Consider the following 24350-nt stretch of genomic DNA (forward strand, 5'->3'; position numbering starts at 1 on the left):
GCCCTCCCAGGGCCATGGGCGAGGCCCCCGTCCCTCCGTCCCGGCCGCCGTCCACCGCCGGGCACGGACCACCGCCCGGCGGCGCCACGACCGGCGAACTGCCATCGGTGCACGAAGCGCTCATCTGCGTCGCCCTGCCGTCCATGGCGGTCTCCGCGCGGGACGGACAGCTCATCGGCCGGGGGCTGGAAGGCGTCTACCAGTCGGGCCGCCGTCTCCTCTCCCGCTGCCGACTACGGGTCGCCGACCGGGATCCCGTGGCCGTGCAGGGCAGGCTGGTCTCGGCCGACCGCGCCCGGTTCATGGCCGTCGTGCGCACCCCCGCCGACCGGGGCCCCGACCCGGGCGTCGGAGTGGAGCGCTCACGGCACGCGGACGGAACCGAACGGATCACCTTCCGCAACGGCGCCGGCCGCCCTGTCCGGCTCCCCGTCGAAATCGCCCTCGGCACCGACCTCGCCTCCCTGGGCGCGGTGGCGTCCGGCCGGTCAGGACCCGAACTGCGGGCCAGCGTGTACGGCTCCGGCATGCGCTGGTCGGCGGCGGACGGTGCCCTGGCGGTGGTCACGGCCGAGCCGCCGCCCAAGGACGCCCTCGCCTCCGCCGGGCTCCTGCGCTGGGAGCTGGAGCTGCGGCCCGGGGCAGCCCGCACGATCGAACTGCGGGTCCGCTCCGGGCGCACCGTCAGGCCGGTGGGGAGCACCGGGGGACACGGCTTGTCGGACGCCCAGGCCGAGGGCGACGACCCGCGTGTGGCGCGGCTTCTTCGCGTGGGCCTCGACGACCTGCGGGCGCTCCTGGTCCGCGACCCTGCGCACCCGGGCGACCTCGCTCCGGCAGCGGGTGTTCCCTGGCGGTGCGGCGTGGCGCCCGCGGAAGCCCTGTGGGCGGTCAGGATGGCCCTTCCGCTCGGCACCCGGCTCGCTGCCGGCACGCTGCGGACCCTGGCGCGCGGCCAGATGGACGGTACGGGCCCCGACGGCGGCCGCATCCCCGGGCCGGTGCGGGACGCGGGTCCGCACACCCCGCCCAGCTGCACCGGAACCGAAGCGACCCTCGCCTTCCCCACCGTGCTCGCCGAGGCCAGGCTGTGGGGCCTGCCGGACCAGGACATCGAGGAGCTGCTTCCTGCGGCCGAGCGCTGCCTGGACTGGCTGCGCGGCCGCGCGGGCGGCGGCGTCCCGGTCCGCGAGCCGGGCCCTACCGGACTGCTGCGTGCCGAGACCCAGGCACACGCACACCGGGCCGCGCTCCTCGGGGCGGATCTCCTGGAGGCGTGCGGCCGCCCCGGGGCGGCGGAGTGGCGGGACTGGGCCCGCGCGCTGCGGGAGAGGTTCCGGGAGGGCTTCTGGCTCGACGACCGTTTCGGCGGCCGTCCGGCCGTGGCCCTCGCGGCGGACGGCAGGCCCCTGCCGTACCTCGGGGGCGGTGCGGCCCACCTTCTCGACACCGGGCTGCTCGGTGCCGGGCGGATCGCCGACGGCCTGCTGGACAAGGTGCAGACAGAGCAGGTGGCGCGACTGCTCGGCGGTCCGGCACTCGACTCGGGGTGGGGGCTGCGCAGCCTCGGCGCCAAGGAACCGGGACACAACCCGTTCGGTCACCGGGCCGGGGCCGTCCGGGTCCATGAGACGGCCGTCGCGATCGCCGGCCTCGTGGCCGCCGACTACGAGCGGGAAGCGTCCGGTCTGCTGCGGGGGCTCCTGGACGCCGCCGATGCGTTCGGCCACCGACTGCCCGAGATGTACGCGGGCGAGCAGCGTACGGCGGACGGCGCGCCCGTTCCGCACCCGGCCGCCTGCCGCCCGGCGGCCGTGGCCTCGGCCGCCTCCCTCCATGTGCTGGTCGCGCTCGCGGGTATCCGCCCCGACGCCCCGGCCCGCACGGTGTCGCTGCAGCCCATGCGCAGCGCTCCGCTGGGCGAGCTCCGGTTGTCCGGGCTGACCGTCGCGGGCGAGCCCTTCGCCGTACGGGTCAGCAGGCTGGGCCTCGGCATGGTGGAGGAGGCCGCCCCCGGTCTCCAGTTGGGGGTGTGACCCGCGTGCGCGCCACCGGTATCGATGTTGTGCGGGAAGTGCCTGTCGGAGATCGTGAGACGCGTGTTTATCGTCAGGCAGACGACTATGATCGCGGCATGTCCCCCTACGACCCCTCGGCCTTTCCGCCCTTCGCCGTCACCGTCGACCTGGTCGTGCTCACGGTGCGCCGTCACGCCCTGTGCGCCTTGGTCGTACGGCGTGGAGAGCCGCCGTTCCAGGGGCGCTGGGCGCTGCCCGGTGGCTTCGTACGACCGGACGAGGACCTCGGTTCGGCAGCGGCCCGTGAGCTGGCCGAGGAGACGGGGCTCTGTGTGCACGACCCGGGAACACCGGCGCCCACGCCAGGGAACGGTGCCCACCTCGAACAGCTCGCCACCTACGGAGATCCCCAGCGCGACCCCCGTATGAGGGTGGTCAGCGTCGCCCATCTCGCGCTCGCCCCGGACCTGCCCGCGCCCCGCGCGGGTGGCGACGCCAACAGCGTGCGCTGGGCCCCCGTCGAGGAACTGCTCAGCCAGGAGGGCGGCCCCGGACGCGACGGGGAGTCGCCCGCCCCGCTCGCTTTCGATCATGCGCAGATCCTGGCCGACGGCGTGGAGCGGGCCCGTTCCAAGATCGAGTATTCGTCGCTGGCCACCGCGTTCTGCCCCACCGAGTTCACCGTCGGGGAGCTGAGAAGGGTGTACGAGGCGGTCTGGGGAGTGGCCCTGGACCCGCGGAACTTCCACCGCAAGGTCACCGGTACGCCGGGGTTCCTCGTTCCCGCCGGAGGGACCACCACGCGGCAGGGCGGCCGGCCCGCCCAGCTGTTCCGGGCGGGCGGCGCGCCGCTGCTGAACCCACCGATGCTGCGCCCCGAGGTCTGACCCCCGGCGCCCCCACACCGCAGGGCCGACACCTCGAGGTCCGAAGGCCGTGGCCGGAACGTCGTGGCGTGGTGGGGCGGCTCGGGCACGGGCGGCCGCCACCGTCGACTCGATGGCACGCGCCCGGCCGTGGGCGGCCTCGGGCCTGCGGTTCGCCCATCAGTCGGCCATCCGCGTCCATGCCCGTGACCCTGCACAAAAAGTCCGGATTGTCGCGTTATCGTGCTGCGGTACCCGCCCCTGCCGCCGAGCGGTCTCATCTACCGCGAGAGAAGCGATGCTCCAGGCAATCGGACTCACCAGCATGCCCCGCCGGGGCCTGCCGCCCGCCGTGGACGATCTCACCTTCGAGGCCGCGACGGGCGATGTCACCGCCCTCCTCGGCCCTCCGGGCTCCGGCAAGACCACCGCCCTGCGCTTGATGCTCGCCCTCGAACCCGGCCGGGGTGTCACGTACTTCCGGGGGCGCGCCCTCCACCGCGTCGCCCATCCCGCCCGCGAGGTCGGCGTGCTCTTCGGTGATGTCCCCGGACACCCGTCGCGGACCGTACGCGGTCAGCTCCGCATGCTCTGCGCGGCCGCCGGGGTACCCGCGTCCCGCGCCGACGACCTACTCGACGTCGTCGGACTCGCGGGCCTCCAAGACCAGCGGCTGGGCACCCTCTCCCTCGGCATGGACCGCCGACTGGGGCTCGCCTCGGCCCTGTTGGGCGATCCGCACACCCTGCTCCTGGACGAGCCGGCGGCCGGCCTGTCGCCGCGTGAGAGGAGCTGGCTGCACGGGCTCCTGCGCGCGCACGCCGCTCACGGCGGCACGGTGCTGTTCACCACCGACGATCCCAGAGAGGCGCTCCGCACCGCCGACCGCGTCGTCACCATCGCCGAAGGCCGACTGGCCGCCGACCAGCCCGTGGACGTCTTCGCCCGCAGCCGGTACCGCCCCCGCATCGCGGTTCACACGCCGCACGCGGTGCGCCTGGCCGCGCTCGTGAGCCGCGAGGCCCACGCCGCCCGGCGCCCGGTCGAGGTGGTCGCCGAGGGCGGCACCCGCCTGAGCGTCTACGGCGGCGACTGCGCGGAGATCGGCGAGACCGCGTTCCGCCACGGGATCCTCCTCCACCGCCTGGCCGAGGAGACCGTCGACACCACCCAGCAGGCCGCCGTCCCCCCGGCCGCCCCGGAAGCCGCCACCCGTCCGTGCGCGGAGCAATCCACAGCGCCCCGAGTGCCCCGGGCGGCAGCGGCCGCGACCGCCTCACCGTCCTCCGCCGTATCGACGACCGCCCCACCCACCCAGCCCTCTGCGGTCACTCCGCCCGCCGCCCCGCCCCCCGGAGCCACCCCGTCCCCTGCCGCCGCTGACGCCACCCCGCCCCCCGGAGCCACCCCGTCCTCTGCCGCTGCTGACGCCACTCCGCTCCCCGGAGCCACCCCGTCCTCTGCCGCCGCTGACGCCACCCCGCCCCCGGCAGCCGCCACCCCGCCCCCCACGGCTCTCCCATCGCCCGAGAGCCCCCCATTCCCCAGTGCCGTTCGGGCCGCGCCCGGCCGCGTCTCCAGCGCCCGCCGTGGCGGCGACATCCCGCCACCCCTGCCCCGTGCCCCCAAGCCGCTACGCGGCCCCCTGCAGCCGCTGCGCTACGAACTGCGCAGACTCCTCGGCGTTCCCACGGCGCTGCTCGTCATCGCCGCCGCTCTCGCCGCCTCGGCCGCCATCGCCGTCCTGCTCGCCCGGTCCGGCCGCACGCCGCTGCCGACGGTGATCGCGGCCTGGCACGGGCTCCTGCCCCTGCCCCCCGCGGCCCTGGCCGCGGGCCTCATCGGCGCCCTCTCCTTCGGCGACGAGTACCGCTACCCCGCACTCTCCTTCGGTCGCGGCACCGTCCCGCGACGCCTCGGGCTGCTCGGCGCCAAGCTCGCCGTGACGGCGGTGACCGCTCTGCTGATCGCCCTGCTGGTCGCGGTCGTCGACCTGGAGATCCTCCGCCTCGTGTACGGCGGCGCCTTGATCCCCGTACCGGAGAACTGGGCCATGATGTGTGTGAGTTGGGTGGGGCTCTCGATCGGCTGCGCCTGGGCGGGGCTGCTCGGAGCGGGCGTGTTCCGGGTGACCGCGGCAGGCGTGGCCGCGGTGCTCGCCGTACCCGTGCTCGTCACCCCGCTCGTGCGGAAGGCGCTGCTGGAACCGGCGGCGCGGTCGATCGCGGGGCTGCCCGGCCGGCTGCGCGAGCTGACATGGGCCCAGGGGCCGCAGGACCTCGATCGCTGGCTCGGTGGAGCGATGAAGGTCGTGGCACAACCGGTCGGTACCGCACTGGTGTTGTCGCTGACCGCGCTGCTGTGTGCATATGTGTTCACGACCGCCCGCCGTCGAGCCCGCTGGTGACGACCGGCCGAACACCACGGTCGGGGACCGGCCGAAGGGCGACGCTCGGTGACCAGCGGTTGGGCAATGCGCCTCAATCGGTCGGAACAACTTGGAAATTGCCCGGTTCCTTCCGATAAGGCGTCAATTGAGGAGCGAGCGCCGATCACCCTTTCGTGTGCTTTTCACCAAAGACCTCAAGGGCCGTGGAGGCCGCGCCGACAAAGGATGCGTGAGTACCCTTGCGCACACCATGATGACCGCCGCCCGCCCCGCCGAGGCAGGCATCGCCGCCGCTCCGGGCGGCCTCGACCGCTACCCCTACGCGGAGGCCCCGGCCGTCGACCGCGTCGGTCCGCCTTCCTGGGACACCGCGGACACCGACCTGGGCCGTGTGGGCCGACGGGCGGCGGGCAGCCGCGGCCGCGGACTGCACGGCCAACTCGTCCAACAGCTCGGACAGATGATCGTATCGGGGGACCTCGGCGCGGACCGTCCGCTCGTACCCGAGGAGATCGGCCAGCGCTTCGAAGTCTCCCGAACCGTGGTACGGGAGTCGCTGCGCGTGCTCGAGGCCAAGGGCCTCGTCAGTGCCCGTCCCAACGTCGGTACGCGCGTGCGGCCCGTCAGCGACTGGAACCTGCTGGACCCCGACATCATCGAATGGCGGGCCTTCGGCCCCCAGCGCGACGACCAGCGCCGTGAGCTCGCCGAGCTGCGGTGGACGATCGAGCCGCTGGCCGCGCGCCTCGCCGCCGGCCACAGCCGCGAGGACGTCCAGCAGCGCATCGGCGACATGGTCGAGATCATGGGCCACGCGCTCGCCCAGGGTGACGCGATGACCTTCTCCCGCGCCGACGCCGAGTTCCACTCCCTGCTCATCCAGCTGGCCGGAAACCGGATGCTCGAGCACCTCTCCGGCATCGTCTCCGCCGCCCTGCAGGTCTCCGGTTCCCCGACCATCAGCTGCGACCGGCCCAGCGAGCAGTGCCTCGCGCACCACGCCCGCATCCTGGAGGCCCTGGCCGCCGGGGACGGCGTGGCCGCCGAGTCCGCGATGCGGCAGCTCCTCACCGTCCAGCCGGACGTCGAGCGCGTCGTACCGGCCCCGCGCGAGCACTGAACCCCGGACCGTGACCGGAAACCAAGCGCATGGTGTGCCGCCGGACCCGATGGGTACTCGGCCACGTCGGTGACCGAGGGTCGCAGGCCGGCGACCCGAGGAAACCTTGCCGAGACCCACGAGGTCCGGCGCACAAATGCGGGGTCTTGTCCCTGTCCAAACCGTTCATCCCTTATGGGGTGTGACTCGGGCCACGCGGATTGGGCGTAACGCTCCTCGAAACACTGCGATGACCTAAGAGGTGACAGCCGAGGAGGGAATACAGCCGCCGTTCATGGCGCTGTGCACCTCCGAGGTTCAGCCCGCGTCGTCGGCACATCCCCAGCCGGCGGTCGTCGGCTCCGGCCCGATCATGGGCGGGGCCGGAAGCCGTTTCCATCGTTCCGAGAGGTTGTTCGTGTCGGCCAGCACATCCCGTACGCTCCCGCCGGAGATCGCCGAGTCCGAGTCTGTGATGGCGCTCATCGAGCGGGGAAAGGCTGATGGGCAGATCGCCGGCGATGACGTGCGTCGGGCCTTCGAGGCTGACCAGATTCCGCCAACCCAGTGGAAGAATGTTCTGCGCAGCCTCAATCAGATCCTCGAGGAAGAGGGTGTGACGCTGATGGTCAGTGCAGCGGAGTCGCCGAAGCGCGCCCGCAAGAGCGTCGCAGCGAAGAGCCCGGCCAAGCGCACCGCCACCAAGACCGTCACCGCCAGGTCGACCGTGACGAAGTCCGTTGCGGCCGCGGCGGCGGCCCCCGCGGCGCAGAGCGCGGACGCCCCGGCCGACGAGGCCGGAACCCCCGCCAAGAAGACGGCCGCCAAGAAGACCGCGGCCAAGAAGACGGCGGTGAAGAAGACCGCCGCGAAGAAGACGACCGCGAAGAAGACCGCGTCCAAGAAGGACCCCGAAGAGGTCATCGAGGGCGAGGAACTCCTCGAGGACGTCCAGCCGGGCAAGGGCGAGGAGGAGGAGACCGACGGCGAGGCCAAGGGCTTCGTCCTGTCCGACGAGGACGAGGACGACGCGCCCGCACAGCAGGTCGCCGTCGCCGGTGCCACCGCCGACCCCGTCAAGGACTACCTGAAGCAGATCGGCAAGGTCCCGCTGCTCAACGCCGAGCAGGAGGTCGAGCTCGCCAAGCGCATCGAGGCCGGCCTGTTCGCCGAGGACAAGCTCGCGAACTCCGACAAGCTGGCGCCGAAGCTCAAGCGTGAGCTGGAGATCATCGCCGAGGACGGGCGCCGCGCCAAGAACCACCTGCTGGAGGCCAACCTCCGGCTGGTCGTCTCGCTCGCCAAGCGTTACACCGGCCGCGGCATGCTGTTCCTGGACCTGATCCAGGAGGGCAACCTGGGTCTGATCCGCGCGGTCGAGAAGTTCGACTACACCAAGGGCTACAAGTTCTCCACGTACGCCACGTGGTGGATCCGCCAGGCGATCACCCGGGCCATGGCCGACCAGGCCCGCACCATCCGTATCCCGGTGCACATGGTCGAGGTCATCAACAAGCTCGCGCGCGTCCAGCGCCAGATGCTCCAGGACCTGGGCCGTGAGCCCACCCCGGAGGAGCTGGCCAAGGAGCTCGACATGACCCCCGAGAAGGTCATCGAGGTCCAGAAGTACGGCCGTGAGCCGATCTCGCTGCACACCCCGCTGGGCGAGGACGGCGACAGCGAGTTCGGTGACCTGATCGAGGACTCCGAGGCGGTCGTGCCCGCCGACGCGGTCAGCTTCACGCTCCTCCAGGAGCAGCTGCACTCGGTGCTCGACACGCTCTCCGAGCGTGAGGCCGGCGTGGTCTCCATGCGCTTCGGTCTCACCGACGGTCAGCCGAAGACGCTGGACGAGATCGGCAAGGTCTACGGCGTGACCCGTGAGCGGATCCGCCAGATCGAGTCCAAGACGATGTCGAAGCTGCGTCACCCGTCCCGCTCGCAGGTCCTGCGCGACTACCTGGACTGAGTGAGCCGGTAGCCGGACAGAGTCGCACCGGAGGGCCCCGAATCCGAACAGGATCGGGGCCCTCCGGCGTTGCGCGGGTGTGATGACGGCATGATTGTCTGACTCTGAGTGAACACGTGGTATCCCAGAGTCAGGAGACCGAATGCGTCGTGTACGTCGTATGCGTCGTCCCATCGGCCGCAGGCGCGCGGGCGCCGTGGCCCTGATCGCCTCGGGGCTGCTCGGCCCCGTCCTCCCGGCGGCTCCCGCCGGTGCCGAGAGCGGGGGCGTCCGCGCCGACCGCGCGGTCGTCGGAGGGCAGTCGGTACGTATCGAGGACAGCCCCTGGGTCGTGGCACTGTCCAGCCGTGAACGGTTCGGCGGCAAGCGGTCGGGGCAGTTCTGCGGCGGTGTGGTCGTCGCCCCGACGAAGGTCGCCACGGCGGCGCACTGCCTGCGGGAGGACATCCTCGGCAGGGAGCCCGCCCGGATGCGGGACCTCAAGGCCATCGTCGGCCGCTCCGACCTGCGGGGTCGTGAGGGGCGTGAGATCCCCGTGGCCGGCACCTGGATCAACCCGTCGTACGACCCGGAGACCAACGCGGCCGACCTGGCCGTCCTGACGCTCGCCGAACCCCTGCCGGCCGCCTCCGTGCTGCCCGTGGCCGGCCTCGGAGACCCGGCCTACGCGCCGGGAACCGAGGCCGCGGTGTACGGATGGGGCGATACGACCGGTATCGGCACGTACGCGGCGGGGCTGCGCTCCACGCAGGTGCGGGTGCTGCCGGACGAGTCCTGTGCGCGCGCCTACGACGAGCGGCGGAGCGGCGAAGGCGGGCACGGCGAACGCGGGCACGGCGAACGCGGGCACGGCGAACGCGGGCACGGCGCTCTGTACCGGCCCGACACGATGCTGTGCGCGGGCGACGAGCGGGGTGGCCGGGATGCCTGCCAGGGGGACAGTGGTGGGCCCCTGGTGGCCCGGGGGCGCCTCATCGGGCTCGTGTCCTGGGGGAGCGGCTGCGGGCTCGCGGGCAGCCCGGGGGTGTACACCCGGGTGTCGGCAGCCCTGCCGCCCCTGGCCTGACGCGTCAGGAGGTCATGTGTGGCGCCGCGTAGGGGCGTCGGGGCGCGTGTGGGCGTGAGAACGGGCGGCGACCCCCCTCAGGGGGTCGCCGCCCGTCGGCCGGTCGGAACCGGCCCCTGGCTCGTCGTGGAAGCGCGTGTCAGCGTTCCTGTTCGGCTGCGCCGGCCGGCACAGCGCTGAGCCGGTCCGTCTCATCCTGTATTTCCGCGGCGATCTTCTTGAGTTCCGGCTCGAACTTGCGCCCATGGTGGGCACAGAAGAGCAGCTCACCACCGCTGGTCAGCACGACGCGCAGGTACGCCTGGGCGCCGCAGCGGTCGCAGCGGTCAGCGGCCGTCAGCGGGCTCGCGGGGGTCAGAACAGTAGTCACGTCGCCTCTTCTCTAGCTCGACGAGCTGTCGTACCAGGGTCAACATCCAACCAGGCCGAAAACGTTCCCGCTCGTGGCTTTTCCTTGAAACTTCTTCCAAGGTGGCTGTCTGCTGCCGGTTGGCGGCGAATGAGCCGTATTGCTGTTTCGCTGGCTTTACGGGTTTCGCGTTGCTTGTGTGGGTCGGCCCTCCCGGCTGGGTTGCCGGTTGTTCATGAGGACGTGCCCGGAGCCTAAATGGTTCATGCCTGGAAGGGAACGTGATGTCCACGTCACCCCATCGAGGGATCGAACAGGTATGCGACTCTGGACTAGCATGAGTTTTCACGAGGGTGGCGTGACAACGGCTCTACCAGGCATCTGTACCCTCGGACCGGCGACCGACGCCGACCTCTACCCCACAGAGCCAGATCCCAAATTAAGCGAGGAGCGAACCGCGTGACCGCCGAGACGTCCGTTCCGTCCAGTGCGCTGCTGACCGCAGACCGTGACGGTTCCAACTACACCGCGCGGCACCTTCTCGTTCTGGAGGGGCTGGAGGCCGTCCGCAAGCGCCCCGGCATGTACATCGGCTCCACGGACAGCCGTGGCCTGATGCACTGCCTGTGGGAGATCATCGACAACTCGGTCGACGAGGCGCTCGGCGGGTACTGCGACCACATCGAGGTCATCCTCCACGACGACGGGTCCGTCGAGGTCCGGGACAACGGCCGCGGCATCCCCGTCGACGTCGAGCCCAAGACCGGACTGTCCGGCATCGAGGTCGTCATGACCAAGCTGCACGCCGGCGGCAAGTTCGGCGGCGGCTCGTACGCCGCGTCCGGCGGTCTGCACGGCGTCGGCGCCTCCGTGGTCAACGCGCTGTCGGCCCGGCTCGACGTCGAGGTCGACCGGAACAGCGCCACCCACTCGATCAGCTTCCGCCGGGGTGTGCCCGGCATCTTCACCGAGTCCGGCCCCGACGCGCCGTTCGACCCCGCCAACGGCCTCCGCAAGGGAAAGCGCGTGCCCAAGAACCGCACCGGCACCCGCGTGCGGTACTGGGCGGACCGGCAGATCTTCCTGAAGGACGCCAAGCTCTCCCTGGAGACGCTCCACCAGCGCGCCCGCCAGACCGCCTTCCTCGTGCCCGGCCTCACCATCGTCGTACGGGACGAGCGCGGCCTGGACGGCGAGGGCAAGACCGAGGAGATCTTCCGCTTCGACGGCGGCATCAGCGAGTTCTGCGAGTACCTGGCCCAGGACAAGGCCGTCTGCGACGTCCTGCGGCTCACCGGACAGGGCACTTTCAAGGAGACCGTGCCCGTCCTCGACGAGCGCGGGCACATGACCCCCACCGAGGTCACCCGTGAGCTCGGCGTCGACGTCGCCCTGCGGTGGGGCACCGGCTACGACAGCACGGTCAAGTCGTTCGTGAACATCATCGCCACCCCCAAGGGCGGCACGCATGTCACCGGCTTCGAGCGGGCCGTCACCAAGACCGTCAACGAGGTGCTGCGCGCCGCCAAGCTGCTCCGCGTCGCCGAGGACGACATCGTCAAGGACGACGCCCTCGAGGGCCTCACCGCGGTCGTCACCGTCCGACTGGCCGAGCCGCAGTTCGAGGGCCAGACCAAGGAGGTCCTGGGTACGTCGGCGGCGAACCGGATCGTCGCCAATGTGGTCGCCAAGGAACTGAAGGCCTTCCTGACCTCCACCAAGCGAGACGCCAAGGCGCAGGCCCGCGCGGTGCTGGAGAAGGCCGTCGCCGCCGCCCGCACCCGGATCGCGGCCCGGCAGCACAAGGAGGCGCAGCGCCGCAAGACCGCGCTGGAGACGTCCTCGCTGCCGGCCAAGCTGGCCGACTGCCGCAGCGACGACGTGGACCGCAGCGAGCTGTTCATCGTCGAGGGAGACTCCGCCCTCGGTACGGCGAAGCTTGCCCGGAACAGCGAGTTCCAGGCGCTGCTGCCGATCCGTGGAAAGATCCTGAACGTTCAGAAGTCGTCCGTGTCGGACATGCTGAAGAACGCCGAGTGCGGCGCGATCATCCAGGTCATAGGAGCGGGTTCCGGCCGCACCTTCGACATCGACGCCGCGCGCTACGGGAAGATCGTCCTCCTCGTGGACGCCGACGTCGACGGTGCGCACATCCGCTGCCTGCTGCTGACACTCTTCCAGCGGTACATGCGACCCATGGTCGAGGCGGGCCGCGTGTTCGCCGCGGTGCCGCCGCTGCACCGGATCGAGCTGGTCCAGCCCAAGAAGGGCCAGGACAAGTACGTGTACACGTACTCGGACAGCGAGCTGCGCCAGACCCTGCTGGAGTTCCAGCGCAAGGGCGTCCGGTACAAGGACTCCATCCAGCGCTACAAGGGCCTCGGCGAGATGGACGCCGACCAGCTCGCGGAGACCACCATGGACCCGCGGCACCGCACCCTGCGCCGGATCAACATCGGCGACCTGGAGGCGGCCGAGCAGGTCTTCGACCTCCTGATGGGCAACGACGTGGCGCCCCGCAAGGAGTTCATCACCAGCTCCGCTGCGACGCTGGACCGCTCGCGCATCGACGCCTGACGCGGGCGCGCTCCAGGGCTCGACGCGTCCCTGACGCACGCGGGCCGGAACGGGGACACCCCCGATCCGGCCCGCAGTCGTCTTCTCCCACGGCTCGTCGACCCGCTTTCTCCCCGTCCAAAAACCCGCTCCCTCCCCGTCCAACGGCCTGCCGCCTCCCCTGCGGTCCATAGGGCTGCTCCCTGCCCAGCAGTCGGGTCCGCCGCCGCGACACTCCGGCAACGTCACCTAATGGAGTGAAGAGCAAGGGGAGAAGAGTCCGGGATGCGCCCGGTCTGCCCATCCTTGGGCCACGCGGCCGAAACGGTTCGCTGACAAGGAGAGTTGACCGGTGGACAACAGGGAAGGACTCGACACCGCGGCAGTGCGGATCGATGACCCTTGGTATGACGCGCTGGCCTCCGGCTGGGGCGAACTGGACGGCTCGGGCACGTCCGCCGACACGGTGCCGCCCCGGCAGCAGCCCCCGCCGCGGGGGCGCGGCGCGGCCGACATCTATCTGGAGACCCAGCGCAGCGCCGCCTTCCAGGAGGTACGCCGCAGATACCGCCGCTTCGTCGTCCCGGCGGCCCTCGCGTTCCTCACCTGGTACCTGGCCTACGTCGTCGCCGCGACCACGGCACCCGGGCTGATGTCCCGTCCGGTGGCCGGCGCGGTGAACGTGGCGATGATCGCCGGGCTCGGGCAGTTCCTCACCACCTTCCTCCTGACCTGGGCGTACGCCCGCCACGCCCGGGTGCATCGCGACAGACCCGCCCTCGAACTCCGCTGGGCCGTGTTCGACCAGGGGCGGGCGCACGGCCCGGAGACGGGGCGGGGGAACGAGCGTTGACCCGTGACCACCAGACCCTCGCGCTCGTGCTGTTCAGCGCGTTCATCGCCGTCACCCTGGCGATCACGACCTGGGTGAGCCGCAACAGGCGTGGCTCAGCGGAGGAGTTCTACGCGGGTGGCCGGCTGTTCTCGCCGATGGAGAACGGTTTCGCCATCGCCGGGGACTACATGTCCGCCGCGTCCTTCCTCGGCATCTCCGGCCTCATCGCCCTCTACGGGTACGACGGCATGCTGTACGCCGTCGGCTTCCTGGTGGCATGGCTCGTCGTGCTCATGCTGGTCGCCGAACTCGTCCGCAACTGCGGCAGGTTCACCCTCGCCGATGTCATCGCCGCGCGGATGAGCGAACCGAGGATCCGTATCGCGGCGGGAACTTCCTCGGTCACCGTGTCCGTTCTCTATCTGGTGGCGCAGATGGTGGGGGCGGGCAGCCTGGTCGCGCTGCTGCTGGGCGGTACGAGCGAAGCCGCGCGCGCGTGGACCGTCGTCGGCGTGGGCGCACTGATGGTCATCTATGTGTCGTTGGGAGGGATGCGGGCCACCACCTGGATCCAGATCGTCAAAGCCGTCCTGCTGATGTCGGGCGCGCTCGTCCTCACCGTGCTCGTCCTGCTCCGCTTCCACGGCGACTTCGGACAGCTGCTCAGCTCCGCCGCCGAACGCAGCGGCCACGGACGGGACTTCCTGGCACCCGGGCTGAAGTACGGCGGGAACTGGACATCGCGGCTGGACTTCATCAGTCTCGGACTGGCGCTCGTCCTCGGGACCGCGGGGCTGCCGCACATCCTGTCCCGCTTCTACACCGTGCCGACCGCGCGGGCCGCCCGCCGCTCGGTCGTCTGGTCCATCGGGCTCATCGGCTCCTTCTACCTGATGACGATCGTGCTCGGTTTCGGCGCGGCGGCCCTGCTCGGCTCGGACCGGGTGCGCGAGTCCAGCGCCGCCGGGAACACGGCCGTACCGCTGCTCGCCCTCGACCTCGGTGGCGGGACGGGATCCACCGGAGGCACCGTGCTCTTCGCGGTGGTCGCCGCCGTGGCCTTCGCGACGATCCTCGCCGTCGTCGCGGGCATCACCCTCGCGTCGTCGGCCTCCGTCGCCCACGATCTGTACGCCTCGCTGAAACGGCCCGGCGGACGGCAGTACAGCGAGGTGGCGGTGGCGCGCGTCGCGGCGGTGTGCGTCGGAGCGGCCGCGATCGGACTCGGCCTGCTGGCCCGGGACCTGAACGTGGCGTTCCTGGTCGGGCTCGCCTTCGCGGTGGCGGCGTCGGCGAACCTGCCCGTACTGCTGTACTCGCTGTTCTGGCGGAGTTTCACCACGCGCGGTGCGGTGTGGTCCGTGTACGGCGGACTCGTTCCTGCGGTGCTCCTGGTGCTGCTGTCCCCGGTCGTGTCGGGCAGCCCGCAGGCGCTCTTCCCGGGGGTGGACTTCCAGGTCTTCCCACTGGAGAACCCGGGCCTCGTGTCCATCCCGCTCGGCTTCCTGGCCGGCTGGCTCGGCACGGTCACCTCGCCGGAGCCCCCGGACGAGGCCAGGCACGCTGAGGCCGAGGTCCGCTCCCTCACGGGCGCCGGCGCGGTGTAGCGCCCCCGGCGGGACGCCGGCGGGCAGCGCACAGCCCGGTGCGCCGGTGCGCCCCATGGCGCGCTCGGCGCACCGGTGCCGACCGGTGAGGCGGCCCGCGTCCCTACGGCGCGGGATGCGGGACGCCCGCGCCTGTGGCGGGCTCCGACGGCGGCCCCACCGGAGCGGGCTCGGCGGACGGCCCCGGCGGAGCGGGCTCGGCGGACGGCTCCCGCGGGGGTTCGGCGGACGGCTCCGGCGCGGTCAGGGCATCGGGCAGTACGACGGTGAACACCGCGCCTCCCGTGTCGGAGTCGGCCACCCGCGCGCTGCCGCCCTGCCGCTCCGCAAGCCGGCGCACGAGCGCGAGCCCGAGCCCCCGCTTGCCGCCGTGCGACGGCCGTTCCTTGGTGGACCACCCCTCCAGGAACACCGCCTCCCGCTGCCCCGCCGGCACGCCCGGCCCGCTGTCCGCGACCCGCAGCACCGCCGTACGCCCCTCGGCGGACAGTTCCACCTCGACCAGCGGATCCGGGGAACCGACGGCCGCGTCCAGAGCGTTGTCGACCAGGTTGCCGACCATGGTCACCAACTCCCTCGGCTCCACCAGCCGGTCGGGCAGCAGCGTGCCCGGAGCGATCCGCAGCGCCACGCCCCGCTCCGCCGCCACCGTCGCCTTCCCCACCAGCAGCGCGGCCACCAGCGGGTCGCGTACCTTCTCGGTGACCTGCTCGGCGGTGGTCCGGTGCACCCCCGCCACCTCGGTCACGAACTCCGCCGCCTCCTCGTACAGGCTGAGTTCCAGCAGCCCCAGCACCGTGTGCATCCGATTGGCGTGCTCGTGGTCCTGCGCCCGCAGGGCGTCGATCAGCCCGCGTGTGGAGTCCAGCTCACGCCCCAGCCGCTCCAGCTCCGTACGGTCGCGCAACGTCGCCACGGCGCCGCCGTCGTCCGTCGGCATCCGGTTGGCGACCAGCACCCGCTGTCCGCACACCGTGACCAGGTCCTCGCCCGTGACCCGGCCGGCCAGCACGTCCGCCGTACGGCTTTCGCCGAGCACGTCGTCCAGCGGGCGGCCGATCACATCGGGGCCCAGGCCCAGCAGACGCTGCGCCTCGTCGTTGAGCAGCCGGATGCGGCCCGCCGCGTCCAGGGCGACGACACCCTCCCGGATGCCGTGCAGCATCGCCTCGCGTTCCGTGAGCAGTGCCGCGATGTCGGAGAACGCCAGGTCGCGCGTCTGCCGCTGGAGCCGCCGGGAGATCACATACGCGGCGAGCGCACCCGCGGCGAGGGCTCCGCCCGCGTAGGCGAGCAGCCCGGGGATCGTGGCCAGCAGCCGGGCGCGCACGTTGTCGTACGCGATACCGACCGACACCGCGCCGACGATCTCCCGCTCCGGGCCGCGCAGAGGGACCTTGCCGCGCGCCGAACGCCCGAGTGTGCCGCTGTCGATCTCCATGACGTTCTGGCCGGCCAGGGCGTCGCTCGGGTCGGTGGAGACGACGCCGCCGATCCGCCGGGTGTCGGGGTGCGACCAGCGCACTCCCCGTGTGTCCATGATCACCACATACTCGGCGCCGGTCGCCCGCCGGATCCGTTCCGCCTCGGCCTGCACCGGTCCTCGGGGCGTCGGCGGGGAGTCCAGGAGCGCGTCCGCGACCTCCGGCGACGCCGCGGTCTGTGCGATCGCCAGCGCCCTGCGCATGGCCTGATCGTCGAGATGGGCGCTGAGCGGCGCCAGGAACAGGCCGGTGGCCAGAACGGTGACCCCGGTGGCGATGCCCAGCTGCATCAGCAGCACCTGAGAGAAGACCCGCCGCGGCCGCCCCCGCCGCCACCACCGGTGTGCGGGCGCGCCGCCGACCGGGCGGCCGGGCAGGGACGAGGCGGGACTCATGGGGCGAACGGTAAGCGGTGACGCCACCCGCGCGGAATGGCGGCGGTCACGTACGCGTGCCTCCGCCACCGCCCGGCCGCCCGCCCCGCCCTATCCTGAGCCCTCGGACCACAGGCAGCCCCGCCGGAGCACAGGCAGCCCCGCCGGGCTCCACGATCGAGAAAGGTGCCGCGTGAACGCGCAGCAGATTCCCGTCGTCGTACTCGCGGGATTCCTGGGATCGGGCAAGACGACCCTCCTCAACCATCTTCTGCGCAGCGCACGAGGCACCCGTATCGGCGTCATGGTCAATGACTTCGGGTCCATCGAGATCGACGCTATGACCGTCGCGGGGCAGGTCGGCTCGACCGTGTCCCTCGGCAACGGCTGCCTCTGCTGCGCCGTGGACGCGGGGGAGCTGGACACCTATCTGGAGACCCTGACCAGGCCCTCCGCCCGCCTCGACGTGATCGTCATCGAGGCCAGCGGACTGGCGGAACCGCAGGAACTGGTACGGATGATCCTCGCCAGCGACAACGAACGCGTCATGTACGGAGGGCTCGTCCAGGTCGTCGACGCGGCCGAGTTCGACGCCACCCGTGCCCGGCACCCCGAGACCGACCGGCACCTGCGCATCGCCGACCTGGTCGTGGTCAACAAGGCCGACCGCGTCGCCGGGGACGAGCTCCTGCGCGTTCACGAGACCGTCGCCGGGCTGGTGGACCGGGCCGCGGTCGTCAGCGCGGCGTACGGCCGCGTCGACCCCGAGCTGCTCTTCGACCGGGCCGTCCGCGACGAGGACACCGACGGCGTCCGTCAGCTCTCCTTCGACGACCTGGACGCCTACGCCGACGCGGATGACGACCACGACCACGAACCCGGGAGCGGGCACCACGACCACCCGCACGCCTCGTACGAGACCGTCTCCTTCACGGCGGACGCGCCGATGCACCCCCGCCGCCTCATGGACCTGCTCGACTCGCGGCCGGAGGGGCTGTACCGCATCAAGGGGTTCGTGGACTTCGGCGTCGGCGACCCCGCGAACCGGTACACCGTGCACGCGGTCGGCCGCTTCCTGCGCTTCCAGCCGCAACCCTGGCCCCGTGGCGAGCGGCGGCTCACCCAGCTGGTCCTGATCGGCTCCGGCATCGACGGTGAGGCCCTGCTGAAGGCGCTGGACGACTGCCGGGTGCGAGGGGCGGACGACCTCCCCGACGAGCACCACATGTGGGGTGTGCTGCGCTACGCACCGGACAGGGACACCCCGGCCGACGCGACACACGACGCTCCGGCCGACGCGACGCCAGACGCCCCGGACGACCCGATGGCCGACGTCCCGGCCGCGCGGGGCGGCTGGGCGGCGGGCGGCGAAGACATCCCGTGACGCGGGGGGGGGGGGGGGGGGGGGGCGGGGGGGGGGCGCGGGCGCGCGCCCCCCCCCCCCCCCCCGGCGGCGGGGGGGGGGGGGCCCCGGCCGCCGCCGGCGCCCCCCCGGGGGGGGCGGGGCGGGGGGGGGGGGGGGGGGGGGGGGGGGGGGGGCCCCCCCCCCCCGCCCGGGGGGGCGCCCCCCCCGGGGGGGGGCCCCCCGCCTCCGCGTCGATCACACTCCGGCCGGCCTACGAGGCGGGTCCGGCCAGCACCGCCACCGGCTGCGGCAGCGGCGTTCCCGACCCGTCGCGGCGCGGGTCCGTGTCCGGCAGCTCCACCGGCGCACCGTTCTTCTGCGCCGCCCTGGCCGGGGCCGCCCCCGCCCAGGCCAGTACGAGCACGTCCTCACCCTTCAGGAAGCGCTGGCAGCGCACACCACCCGTCGCCCGGCCCTTGCGCGGGTACTGGTCGAACGGGGTCAGCTTCGCCGACGTACCGACCGAGGCGTCCAGGGCGCCGGTCGAGCCGGCCACCGTGAACACCACCGCGTCCGCCGCAGGATCCACGGCCGTGAACGAGACGACCTCGGCGCCCGCCGTCAGCTTGATGCCGGCCATGCCGCCGGCCGGACGGCCCTGCGGCCGCACCTGAGCCGCCGGATAGCGCAGCAGTTGCGCGTCGGAGGTGATGAAGACGAGGTCCTCCTCGCCGGTCCGCAGCTCCGTCGCCCCGACGATCCGGTCGCCCTCCTTGAGGGCGATGACCTCCAACTCGTCCTTGTTCGCGGGGTAGTCGGGCACGACCCGCTTCACCACGCCCTGGAGGGTGCCGATCGCCAGACCGGGCGAAGCCTCGTCCAGCGTGGTGAGACAGACGATGCTCTCGTCCTTCTCCAGCGTCAGGAACTCCGACAGCGGCGCCCCGCCGGCCAGGTTCGGCGCGGTGGCCGTGTCCGGCAGCTGCGGCAGATCGATCACCGAGATCCGCAGCAGCCGGCCGGAGGACGTCACGGCCCCCACGTCGCCGCGCTGCGTCGCCGGAACGGCCGAGACGATGACGTCGTGCTTGGTCCGCTTGCCGCCGCTGTCCGGGAGCGGCTCCCCGCTCGCCGTACGGGCCAGCAGGCCCGTCGATGACAGCAGAACCCGGCACGGGTCGTCCGCTACCTCCAGCGGCACCGAGGTGACCGCCGCGCCCGCCGACTCCAGCAGGACCGTACGCCGCTCCGTACCGAACTTCTTCGCCACGGCGGCCAGTTCCCCCGACACCAGCTTGCGCAGCTCGGCGTCGGACTCCAGGATCCGGGTCAACTCGGCGATCTCGCCGTTCAGCCGGTCCCGCTCGCTCTCCAGCTCCAGCCGGTCGAACTTGGTGAGCCGGCGCAGCGGCGTGTCCAGGATGTACTGCGTCTGGATCTCGCTCAGCGAGAAGTGCTCGATCAGCCGCTCCTTGGCCTGCGCCGAGTTCTCGCTGGACCGGATCAGCCGGATGACCTCGTCGATGTCGAGCAGCGCGACGAGCAGGCCCTCGACCAGGTGCAGCCGGTCGCGCTTCTTGCCCCGCCGGAACTCGCTGCGCCGCCGGACGACCTCGAAGCGGTGGTCGAGGTAGACCTCCAGCAGCTCCTTCAAGCCCAGCGTGACGGGCTGTCCGTCCACCAGCGCCACGTTGTTGATGCCGAAGGACTCCTCCATCGGCGTCAGCTTGTACAGCTGCTCCAGGACGGCCTCCGGGATGAAGCCGTTCTTGATCTCGATCACCAGACGCAGGCCGTGGGCACGGTCGGTGAGGTCCTTGACGTCCGCGATGCCCTGGAGCTTCTTGGCGGAGACGAGATCCTTGATCTTGGCGATGACCTTCTCCGGGCCCACCGAGAACGGCAGCTCGGTGACGATCAGGCCCTTGCGGCGCGCCGTGACGTTCTCGACGGTCGCGGTAGCGCGGATCTTGAAGCTGCCACGGCCCGACTCGTACGCGTCCTTGATGCCGGACAGGCCGACGATCCGGCCGCCGGTCGGCAGGTCGGGGCCGGGCACGTACCGCATCAGGGTCTCGAGATCCGCGCCCGGGTGCTTGATCAGGTGCCGGGCGGCCGCGATGACCTCGCCGAGGTTGTGCGGCGGCATGTTGGTCGCCATGCCGACCGCGATCCCGGAGGCGCCGTTGACCAGCAGGTTCGGGAAGGCCGCCGGCAGGGCGACCGGCTCCCGCTCCTGCCCGTCGTAGTTCGGCGTGAAGTCGACGGTGTCCTCGTCGATCGACTCGGTCATCAGCGACGTCGCGTCGGCCATGCGGCACTCGGTGTACCGCATGGCGGCCGGCGGGTCGTCGTTGCCGAGCGAGCCGAAGTTGCCGTGGCCGTCGACCAGCGGCAGGCGCATGGAGAACGGCTGGGCCATGCGCACCAGCGCGTCGTAGATCGACGCGTCGCCGTGCGGGTGGAGCTTGCCCATCACCTCGCCGACGACACGGGCGCACTTCACATACCCGCGCTCGCGGCGCAGGCCCATCTCGTTCATCTGGTACACGATCCGGCGGTGCACCGGCTTCATGCCGTCGCGAGCGTCCGGCAGGGCCCGGGAATAGATCACCGAGTACGCGTACTCGAGGAAGGAGCCCTGCATTTCGTCGACGACGTCGATGTCGAGGATCCGCTCCTCGAAGTCGTCGGGCGGCGCGGTCTTCGTGCTGCGGCGGGCCATCGCTGCTGCGGCTCCTTCACCAACAAGATTGCTCTGACGCGGACCATTGTGGACCGTCGCACTGACAACGCCGACCGCGACCCGGACAGCGCGGCCGTCCGCGGTCCCGCAGCCGCGCTCTCGGCGGTCCCGGACGGCGGCCGCCAGGCGCCATGTCGGCGGTCCCGGACGGCGGTCCCGCAGCCGCCACGTCGGCGGTCCCGGGCGGCGGTCGCCAGCCGCTCATGTCGGCGGTTCCCTCTGCGGGCCTGTCGGCGGTCCCGAGACGATCACGGGCGCGGCCGGCGCCGAGGCCGAGGTCAGGATCATGCCCGTTCGCGACCCGGAAGAGGGACGTCGGGATCCACCGGGAACTTCGCGGGGCGCCGGTGCGCTTGCATACAGTGGCAGGACTTTTCCATATCGCGATCGAAGGGACGTACATGCCCATGGGTCACACGGCCACAGCCCAGGCCGGCTCCGGCGGCCTGACAGCGACCGAGCACCGGCTGGCCAACGGCCTGCGCGTGGTGCTCTCCGAGGACCACCTGACCCCGGTCGCCGCGGTGTGCCTCTGGTACGACGTCGGCTCGCGCCACGAGGTCGAGGACCGCACCGGCCTCGCCCACCTCTTCGAGCACCTGATGTTCCAGGGTTCCAAGCAGGTCCAGGGCAACGGCCACTTCGAGCTGGTGCAGGGCGCCGGCGGCTCGCTCAACGGCACCACCAGCTTCGAGCGGACCAACTACTTCGAGACCATGCCCGCCCACCAGCTGGAGCTCGCCCTCTGGCTGGAGGCCGACCGCATGGGCTCGCTCCTCGCCGCCCTGGACGACGAGTCCATGGAGAACCAGCGCGACGTGGTCAAGAACGAGCGCCGCCAGCGGTACGACAACGTGCCGTACGGCACGGCCTTCGAGCGGCTGACTGCCCTCGCGTACCCCGAAGGCCACCCCTACCACCACACGCCCATCGGCTCCATGGCCGACCTCGACGCCGCCACCCTCGAGGACGCGCGGAACTTCTTCCGTACGTACTACGCGCCGAACAACGCCGTCCTGTCGGTCGTCGGCGACATCGACCCGGAGCAGACGCTCGCCTGGATCGAGAAGTACTTCGGCACCATCCCGGCCCACGACGGCAAGCCGGAGCCGCGTGACGGCACGCTCCCGGAGATCATCGGCGAGCAGCTCCGGCACGTCGTCGAGGAGGAGGTGCCGGCCCGCGCGCTCATGGCGGCCTACCGCCTCCCGCACGACGGCACGCGCGAGTGCGACGCCGCCGACCTGGCGCTCACGATCCTCGGCGGAGGCGAGTCGTCCCGTCTGCACAACCGGCTGGTGCGCCGGGACCGTACCGCCGTCGCCGCCGGCTTCGGCCTTCTCCGGCTCGCCGGCGCCCCGTCGCTCGGCTGGCTGGACGTGAAGACGTCCGCCGGCGTCGAGGTGCCGGACATCGAGGCCGCCGTGGACGACGAGCTCGCCCGGTTCGCCACCGAGGGACCCACGGCCGAGGAGATGGAGCGCGCCCAGGCCCAGCTGGAGCGCGAGTGGCTGGACCGGCTCGGCACGGTCGCGGGCCGCGCCGACGAACTGTGCCGCTACGCGGTGCTGTTCGGCGACCCGCAGCTCGCGCTGACCGCCGTCCAGCGCGTGCTGGACGTCACCGCCGACGAGGTCCAGGCCGTCGCGGCCGCACGCCTGCGCCCGGACAACAGGGCCGTACTCGTCTACGAGCCGGTCGACGCCGACGCCGAGTCCGGTACCGACACCGACACCGACCAGGAAGAGGGGGCGGACCGGTGAGTGACGCTGCCGTGTCTTTGACCAGCATGGAATTCCACCCGCAGCCGCAGCCGGGCACCGCCCGGCCGTGGGCCTTCCCGGCCCCCGAGCGCGGCAGGCTCGACAACGGCCTGACCGTGCTGCGCTGCCACCGGCCCGGCCAGCAGGTGGTGGCCGTCGAGATCGTCCTCGACGCCCCGCTCGACGCCGAGCCGCAGGGCCTCGACGGCGTCGCCACCATCATGGCGCGCGCCCTGTCGGAGGGCACCGACAAGCACACGGCGGAGGAGTTCGCCGCCGAGCTGGAGCGCTGCGGGGCCACCCTCGACGCGCACGCCGACCACCCCGGCGTACGGGTCTCCCTCGAGGTCCCGGTCTCCCGGCTGCCCAAGGCCCTCGGGCTGCTCGCCGAGGCGCTGCGGGCGCCCCTGTTCGCCGACGACGAGGTCGACCGGCTCGTGCGGAACCGGCTGGACGAGATCCCGCACGAGACCGCCAACCCGGCCCGCCGCGCGGCCAAGCAGCTGTCCGCCGAGCTGTTCCCGTCCGCAGCCCGTGTCTCGCGCCCGCGCCAGGGCACCGAGGAGACGGTCTCGGGCATCGACTCCGGGGCCGTACGCGCCTTCTACGAGGCGCATGTACGCCCCGCGACGGCCACCGCCGTCATCGTGGGCGACCTGACAGACGTCGACCTCGACGCGGTGCTCGCCGACACCCTCGGCGCGTGGACCGGCGACACGGCCGAGCCGCGCCTGATGCCGCCGATCACCGCCGACGACACCGGCCGGGTCGTCATCGTGGACCGGCCGGGCGCCGTACAGACGCAGCTGCTCATCGGCCGTATCGGCGCGGACCGGCACGACCGTGTCTGGCCCGCCCAGGTGCTCGGCACGTACTGCCTGGGCGGCACCCTCACCTCCCGCCTGGACCGGGTGCTGCGCGAGGAGAAGGGCTACACCTACGGGGTGCGGGCCTTCGGCCAGGTGCTGCGCTCCGCGCCCGACGGGACGGGCGCCGCGATGCTCGCCATCAGCGGATCCGTGGACACGCCCCACACCGGCCCGGCGCTGGACGACCTGTGGAAGGTGCTGCGCACGCTGGCCGCGGAGGGTCTCACCGACGCCGAGCGGGACGCGGCCGTGCACAACCTGGTGGGCGTCGCCCCGCTCAAGTACGAGACGGCGGCGTCGGTCGCGGCCACCCTCGCCGACCAGGTCGAGCAGCACCTCCCGGACGACTACCAGGCGCGGTTGTACGCCCGGCTGGCCGAGACCGGGACCGTCGAGGCCACCGCGGCGGCCGTGAACGCCTTCCCGGTGGACCGGCTTGTCACCGTGCTCGTCGGCGACGCGGCACAGATCAAGGAACCGGTCGAGGCGCTGGGCATCGGTGAAGTGACGGTCGTCGCCGGCTGATCGGAGCCCGCCGAACAGCGCCTACCGCACGGCGCTCGCCGAAGCGTGCCTGCCCGCACAGCGCTCGCCGAGCGGTGCCTCGCCCGACGTCCGGGCGTGGAACTGGCGCGAAACCGGCGCAGAACGGACGAACCATCAGGAACTCCGGCTTCCATCAGGAAGCCGGAGTTCCATTTGCGTGGCCGTATATGTCCGGTTTATTGGAGAGGTTGACTGTCTGACCTGTGGCATGCGCTACAAAAAACCGTGTTCGTTTGGTGATTGAAAGATCGGCCGCTTAGCGTCTGATGCGCTGTCCGACCGGTTCACCGCCGCACCCGCGGCACCGGGCAGCCATCGCCGAGTCCCCGTCAGGCGCGAGCCTGGGGAGCCGGGGACCCACACGTCCCTGGGGTGAATCGGACGCCTTCGCACCGCGCGGAGGGGCCCGTAGGAGACCTTCCTGCTCCGAACCCGTCAGCTAACCCGGTAGGCGAGAAGGAAGGAAAGG

General features: G+C 72.1%; 15 protein-coding genes and 1 riboswitch. Of the genes, 12 read left to right on the plus strand and 3 right to left on the minus strand.

Translation table 11 applies throughout. The features are described from left to right. Window positions 1-14: 14 nt before the first annotated feature. From ACGF5U_RS24825 to ACGF5U_RS24850, 6 genes are all read left to right on the plus strand, one after another. Entirely contained in the window at window positions 15-2036 is a 2022-nt protein-coding gene (locus tag ACGF5U_RS24825) for a glycogen debranching N-terminal domain-containing protein (RefSeq protein ID WP_392713302.1), read from the plus strand. A gap of 98 nt (window positions 2037-2134) precedes the next feature. After that, window positions 2135-2905: an NUDIX domain-containing protein gene (locus ACGF5U_RS24830; protein ID WP_392713303.1), complete on the plus strand. Its 771-nt coding sequence runs from the start codon at window positions 2135-2137 to the stop codon at window positions 2903-2905. Window positions 2906-3182: 277 nt separating this feature from the next. Continuing rightward, the gene (locus tag ACGF5U_RS24835; RefSeq protein WP_392713305.1) at window positions 3183-5291 is read left to right on the plus strand and encodes an ATP-binding cassette domain-containing protein; all 2109 of its coding nucleotides are present in this window, start codon (window positions 3183-3185) and stop codon (window positions 5289-5291) included. Between the two features lie 157 nt (window positions 5292-5448). Beyond that, the gene (locus tag ACGF5U_RS24840) at window positions 5449-6393 is read left to right on the plus strand and encodes a FadR/GntR family transcriptional regulator (protein ID WP_392713307.1); all 945 of its coding nucleotides are present in this window, start codon (window positions 5449-5451) and stop codon (window positions 6391-6393) included. Between the two features lie 397 nt (window positions 6394-6790). Further along, window positions 6791-8341 carry an RNA polymerase sigma factor gene (locus ACGF5U_RS24845; protein ID WP_392713308.1) on the plus strand — a complete coding sequence of 517 codons (1551 nt, stop codon included), beginning with the start codon at window positions 6791-6793 and terminating at the stop codon, window positions 8339-8341. Between the two features lie 160 nt (window positions 8342-8501). Beyond that, complete coding sequence (locus tag ACGF5U_RS24850) at window positions 8502-9407, plus strand: S1 family peptidase (RefSeq protein WP_392713712.1); 906 nt, start codon at window positions 8502-8504, stop codon at window positions 9405-9407. Window positions 9408-9546: 139 nt separating this feature from the next. Here the strand turns inward: ACGF5U_RS24850 and ACGF5U_RS24855 are convergent, their stop codons facing one another. After that, complete coding sequence (locus ACGF5U_RS24855) at window positions 9547-9777, minus strand: hypothetical protein (protein ID WP_392713309.1); 231 nt, start codon at window positions 9775-9777, stop codon at window positions 9547-9549. Window positions 9778-10215: 438 nt separating this feature from the next. Between ACGF5U_RS24855 and ACGF5U_RS24860 the strand changes: the two genes are divergently transcribed. The 3 genes from ACGF5U_RS24860 (at window position 10216) to ACGF5U_RS24870 (ending at window position 14754) form a co-directional block, all read left to right on the plus strand. After that, complete coding sequence (locus ACGF5U_RS24860) at window positions 10216-12333, plus strand: type IIA DNA topoisomerase subunit B (RefSeq protein WP_392713311.1); 2118 nt, start codon at window positions 10216-10218, stop codon at window positions 12331-12333. Between the two features lie 331 nt (window positions 12334-12664). Continuing rightward, window positions 12665-13165, plus strand: coding sequence for a DUF485 domain-containing protein (locus tag ACGF5U_RS24865; RefSeq protein WP_392713312.1), 501 nt, complete (start codon window positions 12665-12667; stop codon window positions 13163-13165). Next, on the plus strand, window positions 13162-14754 hold the full coding sequence (locus tag ACGF5U_RS24870) for a cation acetate symporter (RefSeq protein ID WP_392713314.1): 1593 nt from the start codon (window positions 13162-13164) through the stop codon (window positions 14752-14754). The genes ACGF5U_RS24865 and ACGF5U_RS24870 overlap by 4 nt, the downstream gene beginning before the upstream one ends. 103 nt (window positions 14755-14857) lie before the next feature. Here the strand turns inward: ACGF5U_RS24870 and ACGF5U_RS24875 are convergent, their stop codons facing one another. Next, entirely contained in the window at window positions 14858-16528 is a 1671-nt protein-coding gene (locus ACGF5U_RS24875) for an ATP-binding protein (protein ID WP_392713714.1), read from the minus strand. A gap of 277 nt (window positions 16529-16805) precedes the next feature. Between ACGF5U_RS24875 and ACGF5U_RS24880 the strand changes: the two genes are divergently transcribed. Next, a complete protein-coding gene (locus tag ACGF5U_RS24880; protein ID WP_392713315.1) occupies window positions 16806-17996 on the plus strand; it encodes a CobW family GTP-binding protein in 1191 nt (396 codons plus the stop codon). Window positions 17997-18228: 232 nt separating this feature from the next. Here the strand turns inward: ACGF5U_RS24880 and ACGF5U_RS24885 are convergent, their stop codons facing one another. Continuing rightward, on the minus strand, window positions 18229-20682 hold the full coding sequence (locus ACGF5U_RS24885) for a DNA topoisomerase (ATP-hydrolyzing) subunit A (RefSeq protein ID WP_392713316.1): 2454 nt from the start codon (window positions 20680-20682) through the stop codon (window positions 18229-18231). Window positions 20683-21110: 428 nt separating this feature from the next. Here ACGF5U_RS24885 and ACGF5U_RS24890 point away from each other — a divergent pair, with 428 nt between their 5' ends. Together ACGF5U_RS24890 and ACGF5U_RS24895 are read left to right on the plus strand one after the other, a co-directional pair. Then, entirely contained in the window at window positions 21111-22466 is a 1356-nt protein-coding gene (locus ACGF5U_RS24890; RefSeq protein ID WP_392713318.1) for a M16 family metallopeptidase, read from the plus strand. Between the two features lie 26 nt (window positions 22467-22492). Further along, window positions 22493-23860 carry a M16 family metallopeptidase gene (locus tag ACGF5U_RS24895; RefSeq protein ID WP_392713716.1) on the plus strand — a complete coding sequence of 456 codons (1368 nt, stop codon included), beginning with the start codon at window positions 22493-22495 and terminating at the stop codon, window positions 23858-23860. A 327-nt stretch (window positions 23861-24187) separates the two neighbouring features. Beyond that, a riboswitch (cyclic di-AMP (ydaO/yuaA leader) is annotated at window positions 24188-24349 on the plus strand. The last annotated feature ends 1 nt before the right edge of the window (window position 24350 follow it).

Source organism: Streptomyces sp. NPDC047886 (assembly GCF_043204435.1).
In the GTDB taxonomy this organism is placed as follows: Bacteria; Actinomycetota; Actinomycetes; order Streptomycetales; family Streptomycetaceae; genus Streptomyces.

Excerpts from the sequence above, each read along its gene's own strand:
- ACGF5U_RS24825 (WP_392713302.1), top strand. The coding sequence starts at position 15 with ATGGGCGAGGCCCCCGTCCCTCCGTCCCGGCCGCCGTCCACCGCCGGG.
- ACGF5U_RS24830 (WP_392713303.1), top strand. The coding sequence starts at position 2,135 with ATGTCCCCCTACGACCCCTCGGCCTTTCCGCCCTTCGCCGTCACCGTC.
- ACGF5U_RS24835 (WP_392713305.1), top strand. The coding sequence starts at position 3,183 with ATGCTCCAGGCAATCGGACTCACCAGCATGCCCCGCCGGGGCCTGCCG.
- ACGF5U_RS24850 (WP_392713712.1), top strand. The coding sequence starts at position 8,502 with ATGCGTCGTCCCATCGGCCGCAGGCGCGCGGGCGCCGTGGCCCTGATC.
- ACGF5U_RS24875 (WP_392713714.1), bottom strand. The coding sequence starts at position 16,528 with ATGCAGCTGGGCATCGCCACCGGGGTCACCGTTCTGGCCACCGGCCTG.
- ACGF5U_RS24885 (WP_392713316.1), bottom strand. The coding sequence starts at position 20,682 with ATGGCCCGCCGCAGCACGAAGACCGCGCCGCCCGACGACTTCGAGGAG.
- ACGF5U_RS24890 (WP_392713318.1), top strand. The coding sequence starts at position 21,111 with ATGGGTCACACGGCCACAGCCCAGGCCGGCTCCGGCGGCCTGACAGCG.
- ACGF5U_RS24895 (WP_392713716.1), top strand. The coding sequence starts at position 22,493 with ATGGAATTCCACCCGCAGCCGCAGCCGGGCACCGCCCGGCCGTGGGCC.